General features: G+C 71.0%; 10 protein-coding genes. 6 read left to right on the top strand and 4 right to left on the bottom strand.

Annotated features, from left to right (window positions below; genetic code table 11):
* Nucleotide 1: 1 nt before the first annotated feature.
* On the top strand, nucleotides 2-286 hold the full coding sequence (locus AC1DDU_RS15550; RefSeq protein ID WP_477435642.1) for a hypothetical protein: 285 nt from the start codon (nucleotides 2-4) through the stop codon (nucleotides 284-286).
* Nucleotides 286-1,011, top strand: a complete 726-nt coding sequence (locus AC1DDU_RS15555; protein ID WP_477435644.1) for an alpha/beta hydrolase — start codon at nucleotides 286-288, stop codon at nucleotides 1,009-1,011. Before AC1DDU_RS15550 ends, AC1DDU_RS15555 begins: the two co-directional genes overlap by 1 nt.
* 6 nt (nucleotides 1,012-1,017) lie before the next feature.
* On the opposite strand, the gene AC1DDU_RS15560 is transcribed toward AC1DDU_RS15555, so the two are convergent.
* Nucleotides 1,018-2,088, bottom strand: a complete 1,071-nt coding sequence (locus AC1DDU_RS15560) for an AI-2E family transporter (protein WP_477435646.1) — start codon at nucleotides 2,086-2,088, stop codon at nucleotides 1,018-1,020.
* Nucleotides 2,089-2,261: 173 nt separating this feature from the next.
* Between AC1DDU_RS15560 and AC1DDU_RS15565 the strand changes: the two genes are divergently transcribed.
* Entirely contained in the window at nucleotides 2,262-4,148 is a 1,887-nt protein-coding gene (locus tag AC1DDU_RS15565) for a DUF8094 domain-containing protein (protein ID WP_477435648.1), read from the top strand.
* Nucleotides 4,145-5,083, top strand: coding sequence for a tetratricopeptide repeat protein (locus AC1DDU_RS15570; protein WP_477435650.1), 939 nt, complete (start codon nucleotides 4,145-4,147; stop codon nucleotides 5,081-5,083). Before AC1DDU_RS15565 ends, AC1DDU_RS15570 begins: the two co-directional genes overlap by 4 nt.
* 53 nt (nucleotides 5,084-5,136) lie before the next feature.
* On the opposite strand, the gene glgB is transcribed toward AC1DDU_RS15570, so the two are convergent.
* The 3 genes from glgB to glgX form a co-directional block, all read right to left on the bottom strand.
* Nucleotides 5,137-7,314 carry a 1,4-alpha-glucan branching protein GlgB gene (gene glgB, locus AC1DDU_RS15575; protein ID WP_477435652.1) on the bottom strand — a complete coding sequence of 726 codons (2,178 nt, stop codon included), beginning with the start codon at nucleotides 7,312-7,314 and terminating at the stop codon, nucleotides 5,137-5,139.
* Nucleotides 7,311-9,278, bottom strand: a complete 1,968-nt coding sequence (locus tag AC1DDU_RS15580) for an alpha-1,4-glucan--maltose-1-phosphate maltosyltransferase (RefSeq protein ID WP_477436858.1) — start codon at nucleotides 9,276-9,278, stop codon at nucleotides 7,311-7,313. Before AC1DDU_RS15580 ends, glgB begins: the two co-directional genes overlap by 4 nt.
* 184 nt (nucleotides 9,279-9,462) lie before the next feature.
* Nucleotides 9,463-11,547 (bottom strand): glycogen debranching protein GlgX, encoded by a 2,085-nt coding sequence (gene glgX, locus AC1DDU_RS15585; protein WP_477435654.1) that lies wholly within the window; start codon nucleotides 11,545-11,547, stop codon nucleotides 9,463-9,465.
* Between the two features lie 106 nt (nucleotides 11,548-11,653).
* On the opposite strand from glgX, the gene AC1DDU_RS15590 reads away from it, so the two are divergent.
* Both AC1DDU_RS15590 and mnmA read left to right on the top strand, forming a co-directional pair.
* Nucleotides 11,654-12,838 (top strand): cysteine desulfurase family protein, encoded by a 1,185-nt coding sequence (locus AC1DDU_RS15590; RefSeq protein ID WP_477435656.1) that lies wholly within the window; start codon nucleotides 11,654-11,656, stop codon nucleotides 12,836-12,838.
* A 9-nt stretch (nucleotides 12,839-12,847) separates the two neighbouring features.
* Nucleotides 12,848-13,945, top strand: coding sequence for a tRNA 2-thiouridine(34) synthase MnmA (mnmA, locus tag AC1DDU_RS15595; protein WP_477435658.1), 1,098 nt, complete (start codon nucleotides 12,848-12,850; stop codon nucleotides 13,943-13,945).
* Nucleotides 13,946-13,974: the final 29 nt, after the last annotated feature.

Genomic DNA, 13,974 nt, shown 5'->3' on the forward strand with positions numbered 1-13,974 from the left:
CATGCCGCGGTCGAACCGCCGCCGTCACGACTCCAGCGGCGACGAGTCGTTCGAGCGCCTGCTGGCCGGCTGGAAGCGCACCGAGATGCGCCGGGGCGTGGAGTGGACCGTGCAGCCGGTGTCGGCGGCGCAGGCGCAGAAGGCGTACACCTGCCCGGGTTGCGGCAGGCAGATCGAGGTGGGCGTCGCGCACCTCGTCGCGTGGCGTGCCGACGGCGTGCTCGGTGATGCCGCCGATCTGGCGGCGCGCCGGCATTGGCATCAGCATTGCTGGAAGGTGGCGTGATGGAGATCCGCGGACCGATGCAGCTTCCCGCGCGTCGTGAGGATATCGAGCTCGAGACCCTCGACGGACTGACGCTCGTGGGGGAGCTCGCACTGCCCGAGGACCGCGAGCCGGTCGCGACGCTGGTGACGCTGCATCCGCTTCCCACCGCCGGCGGGTTCATGGACTCGCACATCCTGCGCAAGGCGGCGGCGCGGCTTCCGGCGCTGGCCGATCTCGCGGTGCTGCGCTTCAACACCCGCGGGACGACCTCTCCGCGTGGCACGAGCGACGGCGGGTTCGACGGGGGCCGCGCAGAGGCGTTCGACGTGGCGGCCGCGATGGACTTCGTGCACGCACGCGGCCTGCCGCGCCCGTGGCTGGTCGGATGGTCGTTCGGCACCGAGCTGGCGCTGAAGTACGGCCGCGACCACGCAGTGGAGGGCGCGGTGCTGCTGTCGCCGCCGCTGCACCGCGCGACCGACGCCGAGGTTGCCGCGTGGGCGGGCGATGACCGCCGCCTCATCGTGCTCGTTCCGGAGTTCGACGACTACCTGCGACCGGATGCCGCGGCACAGCGCTTCGCGAGCGTCCCGGAGGCCGTCCTCATCCCTGTCGAAGGCGGCAAGCACCTGTGGGTGGGGGAGAGCCAGACGCGGCGCGTGCTGACCGAGATCGTGGCCGCCGTCAATCCGGACGCGCTGCCGCTGCCGACCGAGTGGGACGGCCCGGTCGTCGCGGACTGACGCGGGTCAGCGCTCGTTCTGACGCGGGATGACCACCTGGCGGTAGATGATCAGGATGCTCGCCGCGACCGGGATCGCGACCAGCGCACCGAGCAGTCCCAGCAGCGAGCCGCCGGCGAGGGCGGCGATCACGACGACCGCGCCCGGCACCGCGACCGCACGGCCCATGATGCGCGGCGAGATCACATACGCCTCGATCTGCATGTAGATCAGGTAGTAGATCGCCGCGATGAGCGCCGTGACCGGCGTGGGGCTGAGCACCAGGCACGTCAGCACGATGATCGTGGAGCCGGTCAGCGTGCCCACCAGCGGGATGAGCGAGAAGAAGAACGCGATGACCGCGAGCACCGCCGGGAAGGGGGCGCGGATGATCGTCAGGAAGATCGCGCTGAGGACGCCGTTGATGAGGCCCAGCGTCACCTGGCCGATGACGTAGTACCCGACCGAGTCGGTGATCTGCTCGCCGAGGTCCATGAACCGGGCCCGCTTGGATGCGGGGACCAGCTGGTAGACCGCGCGCTTGAGGCTGGGGGTCGACGCCGTGAAGTAGATCGTGAGGATCAGCACGATGAAGGCGCCCGCGAACCCGGCGATCATCGCTCCGATGATCGCGATGATGCTTCCGCCGATCTCCCCGCCGATGGCGCCGACGTCGAGCGAGTTGTACCAGTCCTCGATGTAGGTCCAGGCCTGGTCGATGTCCAGGTTCGGGAACACGGAGTGCAGCCAGGACTGGATCTCGCCGACGGGATCGTCGAACGCCCCCTTGTCGATGAGGTCCTGGATCGCGGCGACCAGCTGCCCGATCTGCTGCACGATGATCGGAACGACCATGACGATGATGCCCGCGAACGCGGCGAGCACGCCGAGGATCGTGATGAGCACGGCCGCCCAGCGGGGGAGCTTGCGGCGCTCGAGCCAGGCCACGATCGGGTCGAGGCCGAGTGAGAGGAACAGCGCGGTACCGACGTACAGCAGGATCGTCTGCAGGTTCTGGATGCTTCCGATCAGCAGCAGCCCGAGACCGACGCCCAGCGTTGCCAGCAGCGCGGTGCGGAACGGGTTGTGCAGCTTCATCGGCGTCCCCCCTCATCGACCCGGTGTCGATGCGTGTCCGCCCAGGATACGCATGACCGGCGTTCAGCCCGGGAAATGCTCCCTCTCACGCGCCTCCCAGGTCGTATTCGATAGTCTGAAACGTCGAATCGAAGGGCCGTGCTCCGATCACGCGCCCGGGAAAGGTGTTCTTCGTGCGTTTCGTGTGGGCTGTGGCGGCATTCGTGCTGGCCGCCCTGATGATCGGCGCGGGCATCGCCCAGCGGACGGTCTTCCAGGGTCCCAAGACCGAGACCACGGCGATCTCGGTCGAGGAGTCGGCTCCGTACCTCCTCATCGACGGCGCCGTGCTCAATCAGATGGCGGGTACGCAGACGCTGCGCGCCCAGGCCAAGGGCGACCTCTTCGCCGCTTACGGCCGGACGGCCGATGTCGAGGCGTGGCTCGCCGACACCTCGTACAACCACGTCACCCTCGACGACCAGGGCCAGCCGTCGACCGAACTCGTGAAGCCCACGGCCGCCACTCCCGACGACGCCACTACCGGTGACACCGGCGCGGGCGATGCCGCTGAAGGCGATGCCGCCGCGGGCGACGCCGTCGCCGACGATGCCGCTGCGGGCGAGGATGCCGCTGCCGCCGGTCGCAGCCCGGTCGGGTCCGACCTGTGGCTCGACGAGTATCAGCAGAGCGATCTGCTCATCGCGCCGCTGCAGCTACCCGACGACATGAGCGTGCTCGTCGCCGTCGACGGCACCGCGCCGGCTCCGAGCACGGTGACCGTGACCTGGCCGCTGGAGAGCTCCACGCCGTGGGCGGGTCCGCTCATCGTGGGTGGCGGCATCCTGATGGCCGTCGGCGTCTTCCTGTACATCCTCGGCATCCGCCACGCGCGCCGTAAGCGCGGCCCGCGCCGGAAGGGGCTGCCGATCCCGGTGACCGAGCCGATCGACATCGCGATGGAAGACGAGGACAAGGGCGTGATCAGCAGCTCGCAGGCCCCCACGCGTCGCGCGGTGTCGGGTGGTCGACGTGCGTTCGCCGTCGTCCCCGTCGTCGCCGTCTCGGCGCTGCTGTTCTCGGGCTGCTCCGCCGACGCGTGGCCGCAGCTCAGCGCATCGCCGACGCCGTCGCCGACGGCGACCGTGGTGGCGCCCGAGGGCCAGCAGGCGCCTGCCGTGACCAAGGCGCAGGCCGAGCGCATCCTCACCCGCATCGCCGCCACCGTCGCAGACGCCGACGCGGCCATGGACGGCGATCTCGCCGACACCCGCCTCGAGGGTGCGGCCCTGGCTGCGCGCGACACGAACTACAAGCTGCGCGCGGCGATCGCAGACCTCCCTGCGCCGGCGCCGATCCTGTCCAAGCCGCTCGAGATCATCCTGCCGCAGGCGTACGACGACTGGCCCCGCTCGGTGATCGCCGTCGCCGATGACGAAGAGTCGAAGACGTCGAGCATCATGGTCATGACGCAGCAGGATCCCTGGGCGGACTACAAGCTGTCGTACATCGGGAGCCTGGAGGCATCCACGTCGCTGCCCCGCCTCGCGCCCGCCTACATCGGCGCCTCCCAGGTCGAGCCCGACTCCAAGTTCCTGCTGCTGCCGCCCGACCAGGTCGCCGCCGCCTACGCCGACGTCATCAACAACGGCGAGTCCAGCCAGTACTACGACATGTTCGAGGTCGAGGGCGATCAGCTGCGCACCAGCATCGAGGCCGACCGCAAGCGCCGTCTCGACGACTTCAACCAGACCGGCGCCTCGACGGGCAAGCTCGAGTTCTCCTCCGCGCCCGGACCGCAGCCGCCCTTCGCGCTGCAGACGGTGGAGAGCGGTGCGATCGTGGCGGTCAACCTCAACGAGATCGACACGGTCACGCCCACGAACCCGGACGCGGTCATCAAGGTCCCGGAGAACAACCAGACGGTGAGGACGCTCGCCGGCGCCGATCAGTCGGCAACGGGCTTCTCGACGACCTTCAGCGACCAGGTGTTCTTCTACGTGCCGGGCCCCGGCTCGAGCGAAAAGATCCGCCTGCTCGGCTATTCCTCCGACATCCTCGACGCGAAGGTGATCTCTTGAGCGACCCCTCCCTCGGCTCGGCGGTGCGCGGCGCCGTCGACCTGTCCGCGCTGCGCAACCGCCCCGCGGGCGCGGCCCCCGGCGAGGAGCAGCCGGCGGGTGAGACGATCGCCGTGCCGTCGCTCGTGCTCGACGTCACCGACGACACGTTCCCGCAGGTGCTGGAGCTGTCGCGCACCGTTCCCGTGGTCGTGGACCTCTGGGCGGAGTGGTGCGGACCCTGCAAGCAGCTGAGCCCCGTGCTGGAGCGGGTCGTCACCGAGCTCGGCGGCTGTGTCGTGCTCGCGAAGGTCGACGTGGACGCGAACCCCCAGCTGTCTCAGGCGTTCCGCGCTCAGTCCATCCCGATGGTCGTCGCCCTCGTCGCGGGCCAGCCGGTGCCGATGTTCAACGGCGCGGTGCCCGAGCAGCAGGTGCGCGAGGTGTTCGCCCAGCTCCTGCAGCTGGCCGCGCAGAACGGCGTGACCGGTTCCGTTTCGGTCGATGGAGCGGCGCCCGAGGCCGAGCCGGTCGAAGCACCGCTGCCGCCCCTGCACGTCGAGGCGTTCGAAGCCATCGAGGCCGGGGACTACACGCGCGCGATCGCGGCGTACGAGAAGGCCCTCGCCGAGAACCCGCGCGACGCCGAGGCGCGCGCCGGCCTCGGCCAGGTCCGGCTGCTCGACCGTGTGCAGGGCCTGGACCTGCACGCCGCCCGTGCCGCGGCTGCCGCCGCTCCTACCGACGTCGAGGCGCAGCTGAACGTCGCAGACCTCGATCTCTCTGGCGGCCACGTGGAGGATGCCTTCGCGCGCCTGCTCGATCTGTTCGCCGCGCTGCCGGCCGACGAGCGCACGCCCGTGCGCGAGCGGCTCCTGGAGCTGTTCGCATTGGTCGGCGACGCCGATCCGCGCGTGATCGCGGCGCGCGGACGCCTCGCCTCGCTCCTGTTCTGACGATCAACGCCGAAGGCCGTCGTCCGTTGGACGACGGCCTTCGGCGATTCCGCTCAGCCCTGCGTGGGCGACGGGATGTGCGCCTGCGTCTCGTGGCGGAGCCACAGGACGCCCAGCGGCGGCAGCACGAGCGACGCGCGTCCGCCCGCGCCGGCATGGACGACGCCGAGGTTGCCGACCCCCGATCCGCCGTACACCTGCGCGTCGGTGTTGAGGATCTCGTGCCACACTCCGCTCTCGGGGAGATCGAGCTCGTACGAGCTGATCGGCGTGCCCGAGAAGTTCGCGGCGACGACCACGGTGTTGCCGTGCCAGTCGCGTCGGGCGAAGGCGATGACGTTCGGGTTCCACTTCGGCCCGCCGAGGCGGGTGAACGCCGCGCCGTCGCCGTCGCGCGCCCACAGAGCCGCATGGTCGCGGTAGACGCGATTGAGTGCGGCGACGAACCCGTGCAGCTGTGCGTGGGTCGGCTGGTCGAGCAGCCACCAATCGAGCGAGCGGGCGTCGGACCACTCCGAGAGCTGGCCGAATTCCTGTCCCATGAACAGCAGCTGCTTGCCCGGGTGGCCCCACTGGTACGCCAGGAAGGCACGCATGTTCGCCAGCTGCTGCCAGTGGTCTCCCGGCATCCGTGCGAATAGGCTCCCTTTGCCGTGCACGACCTCGTCGTGGCTGATCGGCAGGACGTAGTTCTCGCTGAAGGCGTACACGAACGAGAACGACATCTCGCCCTCGTGATGAGAGCGATACAGCGGATCTCGCTTGATGTACTGGAGCGAGTCGTTCATCCAGCCCATGTTCCATTTGAACCCGAAGCCCAGGCCGGCCTGGCTCGTGGGCGCGGTGACGCCGGGGAAGCTCGTCGACTCCTCGGCGATCATCGCGATGCCCGGATAGCGCTTGTACGCGGTCGCGTTCACCTCCTGGAGGAAGCGGATCGCCTCCAGGTTCTCGCGTCCGCCGTGGACGTTCGGCGCCCACTCGCCCTCTTCGCGCGAGTAGTCGAGGTAGAGCATCGATGCGACGGCGTCCACGCGAAGGCCGTCCACGTGGAACTCCTCGAACCAGTACAGCGCGTTGGCCACGAGGAAGTTGCGCACCTCGTTGCGGCCGTAGTCGAAGATGTACGTGCCCCAGTCCCGGTGCTCGCCGCGACGGGGGTCGGGGTGCTCGTACAGCGGTTCGCCGTCGAACCGCGCCAGGGCGAAGGCATCCTTCGGGAAATGCCCGGGGACCCAGTCCATGATCACGCCGATACCGGCCTGGTGCAGCCGATCGATGAGGTGGCGCAGGTCATCGGGATGGCCGAACCGGCTGGTGGGTGCGTAGTACCCGGTGACCTGGTAGCCCCACGAGCCGCCGAACGGGTGCTCCGCGAGGGGCAGGAGTTCGACGTGGGTGAAGCCCTGGCCCGTGATGTAGTCGATGAGCGGATCGACGGCGTCGCGGTACGACAGCCCCTGCCGCCATGAACCGAAGTGCAGCTCGTAGACCGACATCGGCCGCGACACCGGCGCGCTCTTCGCCCGCTCGGCGAGCCAGGCGCCGTCGCCCCACGTGTAGGCGGAGCCGACCACGACGGACGCGGTCGCGGGCGGCACCTCGGCGAAGCGCGCCATCGGGTCGGCCTTGAGCGCCCACTCGCCGCCGCGGGAGCGGATCTCGAACTTGTAGGTCGTGCCTTGGCCGATGCCGGGGATGAACAGCTCCCACACGCCGCTCCCGCCCATCGAGCGCATGGCGTGGCCTTGGCCGTCCCAGCCGTTGAAGGCGCCCACGACCCGTACGGCGCGGGCGTTGGGCGCCCACACCGTGAACGCGGTCCCCATGGCGCCCTCGTGCTCGCGCTCGTGGGCGCCGAGCACGCGCCACAGCTCCTCGTGCCGTCCTTCGGCGATCAGGTGCAGGTCGAGCTCGCCGATCGTGGGGGAGTGCCGGTACGGGTCGTCGCTGACGTAGTCCGGGCCCTGGGGATAGCTCGCCGCCAACGTGTAGGGGCCGCGGCTGCCCGTGCGCGTCCCTTCCCAGATGCCCCCGCGCACGTGCTCCAGCGGAACGCGCGTGCCGTCTTCGAAGACGGCCGTCACGCCACGGGCGAGGGGACGCCGCGCACGGATGGTCCACGTGGGCGTGCCTTCGGCATCCGCGTCGGGATGGATGCCGAGCACTGCGTGCGGGTCGTGGTGCGTTCCCGCTGCGACGGCATCGAGCAGCTGGTCGGAGGGCGTCATCGGGACTCCTTCACATGGAGGATGTGGACGGGCTCGGCGAACGCGTCCAGCATCACGAAGTTGTGATCCGCCCAGGTCCACCGGGCACCGGTGAGGAGGTCCTCGACCTCGTACGGGGCGCCGGGCTCGACGCCCCACACACGGGTGTCGAGGTGGACCATCGTCTGACGCACGGAATGCGGGTCGGTGTTGACGACGACGATGATCGTGTCGCTGCGCCCGTCCGGCGACAGCGCGGCCTCGAGGTGCTTCGCGTACACCAGGATCGCGTCGTCGTCGCTCCAGTGGACCGTGAGGTTGCGCAGCTGCAGAAGTGCGGGATGCGCCCGCCGGATCTCGTTCAGGCGGGTGAGGAAGGGCGCGAGCGATTCGCCGCGGTCGACGGCGCCCGTCCAGTCGCGGATCTTGTACTCGTACTTCTCGTTGTCGATGTTCTCTTCGGACCCCGGCCGCGCCACGTTCTCGTACAGCTCGTAGCCGGCGTAGACGCCGTACGTCGGCGACGCGGTGGCGGCGATCGCCGCCCGCACCCGGTACGCGGGACGCCCTCCGAACTGGAGGTACTCGGTGAGGATGTCTGGCGTGTTCACGAACAGGTTCGGCCGCAGGAAGTCGTCGGTCGTGTGGGCGAGACCTGAGAGGAACTCCTCGAGCTCGGCCTTCGTGTTGCGCCACGTGAAGTAGGTGTAGCTCTGCTGGAACCCGGCCGCGGCGAGGCTCTGCAGCGGCGCCGGTCGGGTGAACGCCTCGGCCAGGAACACGACGTCCGGCTCGGTGGCGGTCACCTCGCGGATCAGCCACTCCCAGAACTGCAGCGGCTTGGTGTGCGGGTTGTCGACACGGAAGATGCGCACGCCCTGCGCGATCCAGTGACGCACGACCCGCAGCACCTCGGCGCGGATCCCCGCGGGATCGTTGTCGAAGTTGACCGGGTAGATGTCCTGGTACTTCTTCGGCGGGTTCTCGGCGTACGCGATCGAGCCGTCGGGCAGCGTGGTGAACCACTCCGGGTGCGCGGTGACCCAGGGGTGGTCGGGGGCTGCCTGCAGCGCCAGGTCGAGAGCGACCTCGACTCCCGCGCCGCGGGCCGTGCGCACGAACGAGCGGAAGTCGGCGAGCGTGCCGAGGTCGGGGTGGACGGCGTCGTGCCCGCCGTCGGCGGAGCCGATCGCCCACGGCGACCCCGGGTCGCCGGGCCCCGCGTCGAGGGTGTTGTTGGGGCCCTTGCGGTTCAGCGTGCCGATCGGATGGATCGGCGGCAGGTAGAGCACGTCGAAGCCCATGTCGGCGACGGCGGGCAGTCGCTTGGCGGCCGTGCGGAACGTGCCGCTCTTGATCGTGCCGTCCTTGAGCCGGCGCGCGCCCTCCGACCGGGGGAAGAACTCGTACCAGGCGCCGACGCCTGCGCGCTCGCGCTCCACGAGCACCTCGTGCTCGTCGCCCACCGTCGCCAGCGACATCAGCGGCCGTGCCCGGAAGCCGCGGGCGATCGTCGGATCGGTCACGATCCCCAGCGCCGCCGTGTCGTCCACGTCGCTGTCGCGAAGGGATGCCGCGGCCGCGGCGAGCGTCTTCTTCTCACCGGCGGGGCGGCCCCGCTCGGCGCAGGCCCGGTCGAACAGGAGCGCGCCGAGCTCGCGCATGAGGGCGGCATCCACTCCTGCGGCGATCTTCAGCGAGGCGGCGTGCTCCCACGTCGCGAAGTCGTCGCCGAACGACTCGAAGCGGAAGCGCCACACGCCCTGCTCGAGCAGCGCCACCTCCGCGCGCCAGCGGTCGAAGCCGTCCTCCAGCGGGTCGAGCCGGTGCAGCGATTCGTCCCCCGAGGGCGAGAACAGGCGCACCTGCACGCCGATGCGGTCGTGCCCCTCGCGGAACGCGGTCACTCGGAACGGCACGACCTCGCCGGCGAACGCCTTGGGCCGGTAGTCGCCCCACGGCACGGACGGCGAAGGCAGCGCCAGCGGGACCCGCTGCGATGCCGTGTCGCGTTCCGGCTGCCAGGCGCGGATGTCGCGGACAGGGAGGGCCGAGGCGCTTCGCCACGGGCGGGAGCGCGCGGAGCGCGTCGACGTGACCACGAGTCGAACCTATCGCGCGGCCGACGACCGCGACAGCGACGTGACCGGGCCGGGCCACCCTCGGCGGCTATTCGGCACGGAACAGGTGCATCGAGGTGCCGGGCAGGGCCACGACATCACCGGGGCGGGCGACGAAGCGGGCCTCCGCAGGGACCTCGTCGGCGCTCGACCACAGCGAGACGTAGCGGCTCACCCCGTCGATGTCGGGCAGTGTCACCTGCGTCGCCCGCTCGGTGCCGTGCACCATCAGCAGCACGCGGTTGAACTCCTCGAACTCCGGCGTCGACGCGGCGACGTACTGCAGCGTGCGGTGGGACGGATCGGTCCACCGCTCGATCGACATCGTCTCGCCGTGCTCGTCGTACCACTCCATGACGGAGGCGGACGGCGTGTGCTCGCCGAGGCGGGCGAACCGACGCGGGCGCAGCGCCGGGTTCTCGCGGCGCAGCCGCAGCAGGTGGCGCACGTGGGCGTGGACGTCCCGCTGCCAGGGGGCGTGCTCCCACGAGAGCCACGTGAGGGCGGAGTCGTGGCAGTACGCGTTGTTGTTGCCGCGCTGCGTCCGGGCGAACTCGTCGCCGGCCGTCAGCATCGGCACGCCGGCCGACAGCAACAGCGTCCCCAGCAGGTTGCGCATCGCCTTGCGGCGCGTCGCGAGGATGCCCTCGTCCTCCGTCGGTCCCTCCGCGCCGTGGTTGAACGACCGGTTGGTGTCGGCGCCGTCGCGGTTCTGCTCCCCGTTGCCGTGGTTGTGCTTGACGTCGTACGAGACGAGGTCGCGGAGGGTGAACCCATCGTGCGCGGTGACGAAGTTGACCCCCGCGAGCGGCCCGCGCTCGTCGCTGAACGTGTTGGCTGACCCGGCGAGCCGCGTCGCGAACCCGCCGATGCCGACAGGTGAGGTCGATGCGCGCCGGGCGTAGTCGACGTCGCTCAGCCAGAAGTTGCGGACGCGGTCGCGGTAGCGGTCGTTCCACTCGCTCCAGCCCTCGCCGAAGTTGCCGGTCTGCCAACCGCCCATGCCGACGTCCCACGGTTCGGCGATCTTCTTGACGCCCTCCAGCGCCGGGTCGTCGACGATGGCGCGCAGCAGCGGGTGGTCGGGCGTGAAGTTGTGCGCCGCATCCCGACCGAGCGTCGCCGCCAGGTCGAAGCGGAAGCCGTCCACCTGCACGTCGTTCGCCCAGTACCGCAGCGAGTCCAGCACCAGGCGGGCGGCGGCATCCGTCGACGTGTCCAGGGAATTGCCGCAGCCGGTCACGTCGATGTACGCGCCGTCCTCCTGCTGCCGGTAGTAGGCGCGGTTGTCGATGCCGCGCAGGCTCGAGCGAGGACCGCCGATGCCCTCCTCGGACGTGTGGTTGTAGACCACGTCGAGGATCACCTCGAGGCCCGCCTCGTGGAGGCCCTTCACCATGCCCTTGAACTCGCGCAGCACCGCATCGGGGCCCTCGCGACGGGACTCCTCGGTCGCGTACGGGGCGTGCGGGGCGAAGAAGCCGACGGAGTTGTAGCCCCAGTAGTTGGTCAGCCGGTGCTGGAGCAGCCGCGGCTCGGTCGCGAAGGCGTGCACCGGGAGCAGTTCGATGCTCGTCACGCCCAGGTCGAGGAGGTGCTGCACCATGGCAGGGTGCGCGAGACCCGCGTAGGTGCCGCGCAGCGCCCCGGGGACATCGGGATGCCGCTTCGACAAGCCTTTGAGATGGCCCTCGTAGAGCACTGTGCGGTCCCACGGGACAGCGGGCTTGGCGACACCGGCCCAGTCGAACGTGCTGTCGACGACCGCCGACCGCCAGCCGTCGAATCCGGTGCGCACGAGCCCGCGCGCGTACGGGTCGAGCAGCAGCGTGCCGGGGTTGAACGTGTTGCCGGGGCCGGGAGGGCCGTCCACCCGGACGGCGTAGCGCGTCCCCGGTCGCAGCAGCGGGGTCGTGATCTCCCACACGCCGTCGCCGACGGGCGCCAGCGGTTGCGTGGCCGTGATCCAGTCGAGGTCGGTGTCGTCGAAGACCACGAGGTCCACCGCGTCGGCGGCGCCCGACCACACCCGCAGGCGTCCGCCGTCGGGCAGGAGCACCACACCCATCCCGTCCAGCTCGGAGCCGAGCAGGCCTCGGGCGGGCTGCACGACGACAGGGTTCGGGCTGACCATGCGGACTACGATAACCATGGTCCGAGTCGGGCAGGTTACGGGACCGGATGCCGGCGGCTCGGATACCGGGTCGCACCCGGTGCACGTCGATCGCGAAGGGGGCCCGGTGAGCGTCTACCTCGACCACGCCGCGACCACGCCGCTGCGCCCCGAGGCTCGCGAGGCGTGGCTCGCCGCGGCGGAGACCGTCGGCAACGCGTCCTCGATCCACGGTGCGGGTCAGCAGGCGCGTCGTGTGCTGGAGGAGGCCCGGGAGCGGCTTGCCGCCGTGGTCGACGCCGATCCGATCGAGATCGTGTTCACATCCGGCGGCACCGAGGCGGTGAACCTCGCGGTCAAGGGCCTGTGGTGGGCCCGCGCGGACGAGGCCGATGCGGTGGTCCTCCCGGACGGCGAGCACCACGCCACGCTCGACGCCGTCGAGTGGCTCGAGGGTCAGGGCGCGCGACTGCGGCACGTCGGGATCGACGCCGCCGCCCGGATCCGTACGGACCGGTTCGCCGCGGCCCTGCCGGGCGCCGCCCTCGCCACGGCGCTCGTGGCCAACAACGAGACCGGCACCGTCAACGACGCTCCGGGACTCGCCGGCGCGGCCGCCGGGGCGGGCGTCCCGCTGCACCTGGACGCCGTCGCGGCGTTCGGCCATGTGCCGGTGACGTTCCGCGGCTGGCGCGGGGATGCGCGGGGACGCACGGGACTGGCGGCGATGAGCCTGTCGGCGCACAAGATCGGCGGCCCCGCAGGCGTGGGGGCGCTCGTGGTCGCCCGCGGCGCGGAGCTGACCGCGCTGCTGCACGGCGGCGGCCAGCAGCGGCGGCTCCGCGCGGGCACGCAGGACGTCCCCGGCGCGGCAGCGTTCGCCGTCGCCGCCGAGCTCGCGGCGGGTGAGCGCGAGGCGGAGGCCGCTCGGCTCGCGGGGCTGCGCGAGCGGCTCGTGGGAGGCATCCGTTCCTCCGTCTCGGGCGCGCAGCTGCTCGGCGACCCCGTCGATCGCGTGCCGGGCAACGCCCACCTGCTGTTCCCGGGCGCGTCCGGCGAGACGCTGCTGTTCCTCCTCGACATGGCCGGGATCGCGGTGTCGACCGGGTCCGCGTGCCAGGCCGGCGTGCCCGAGCCCTCGCACGTCGTCCGTGCGATGGGGCGGACGGATGCCGAGGCCCGCCAGGTGCTGCGGTTCACGCTGGGCCGCACCACCACGGACGCCGACGTCGACGCCGTGCTCGCGGTGCTGCCGGAGTCCGTCGAGCGTGCGAGGGCGGCATCCGGGTCCCGGTCAGGTGCGGGTTCGTAGACTGGTCTCATGCGGATCCTTGCGGCCATGAGTGGTGGAGTCGATTCCGCCGTCGCGGCCGCGCGGGCCGTCGAGGCGGGACACGACGTCGTCGGCGTGCATCTGGCGCTCTCCCGCGCCGGTGGGACGCTGCGTACCGGCAGTCGTGGCTGCTGCACGATCGAAGACGCGATGGATGCCCGCCGCGCGGCCGACCGGCTCGGCATCCCGTTCTATGTCTGGGACTTCTCGGAGCGGTTCCGCGACGACGTCATCGATGATTTCGTCGCCGAGTACCGTGCCGGGCGCACACCCAACCCGTGCATGCGCTGCAACGAGAAGATCAAGTTCGCCGCGCTCCTGGAGCGCGCGCTGGAGCTCGGATTCGACGCGGTCTGCACCGGGCACTACGCCACGCTCGTGGACGGCCCCGAGGGCCTCGAGCTGCACCGCGCGTCGGATGCCGCGAAGGACCAGTCGTACGTGCTCGGCGTGCTCGATGCGCAGCAGCTCGCGCACACCTACTTCCCGCTCGGAGCGACGCCGTCGAAGGCGCTCGTCCGGGCCGAGGCGGAGGAGCGCGGTCTGACGGTGGCCCACAAGCCCGACAGTCACGACATCTGCTTCATCCCCGACGGCGACACGCGCGGGTGGCTCGCCGACAAGGTCGGCGCCGAGCAGGGCGACATCGTCGACCGCGCCGGCGCGGTCGTGGGCACGCATGAGGGCGCGCACGCCTTCACCGTGGGCCAGCGCCGCGGGCTGCAGCTCGGCGTGCCCGCCCCTGACGGCAAGCCCCGCTTCGTGCTGGAGGTGCGACCGGTGTCGAACACGGTCGTCGTGGGGCCCAAGGAGGCACTCGCCACGGCGGAGATCGCGGGGGAGCGGTACTCGTGGGCGGGGCGCGCCCAGGCGCCGGGGGAGTTCGCCTGCCACGTGCAGATCCGGGCGCATGCCGACCCCGTGCCGGCGATTGCGACCCTCGCCGAGGGCACCCTCACGGTCGTCCCCGTAACCCCGTTCGACGGCGTCGCCCCCGGGCAGACGGCGGTCCTCTACGACGGAACCCGCGTCATCGGGCAGTTCACGATCGACCGCACCGTGTCGGCCGTCCCCGTCGACGCCTGACGGGCGAGCGGATGCCGCCACCCTGCCGC

Source organism: Microbacterium sp. 05T445 (assembly GCF_056395865.1).

Excerpts from the sequence above, each read along its gene's own strand:
- glgB (WP_477435652.1), bottom strand. The coding sequence starts at position 7,314 with ATGACGCCCTCCGACCAGCTGCTCGATGCCGTCGCAGCGGGAACGCAC.
- glgX (WP_477435654.1), bottom strand. The coding sequence starts at position 11,547 with ATGGTCAGCCCGAACCCTGTCGTCGTGCAGCCCGCCCGAGGCCTGCTC.
- AC1DDU_RS15550 (WP_477435642.1), top strand. The coding sequence starts at position 2 with ATGCCGCGGTCGAACCGCCGCCGTCACGACTCCAGCGGCGACGAGTCG.
- mnmA (WP_477435658.1), top strand. The coding sequence starts at position 12,848 with ATGCGGATCCTTGCGGCCATGAGTGGTGGAGTCGATTCCGCCGTCGCG.
- AC1DDU_RS15555 (WP_477435644.1), top strand. The coding sequence starts at position 286 with ATGGAGATCCGCGGACCGATGCAGCTTCCCGCGCGTCGTGAGGATATC.
- AC1DDU_RS15560 (WP_477435646.1), bottom strand. The coding sequence starts at position 2,088 with ATGAAGCTGCACAACCCGTTCCGCACCGCGCTGCTGGCAACGCTGGGC.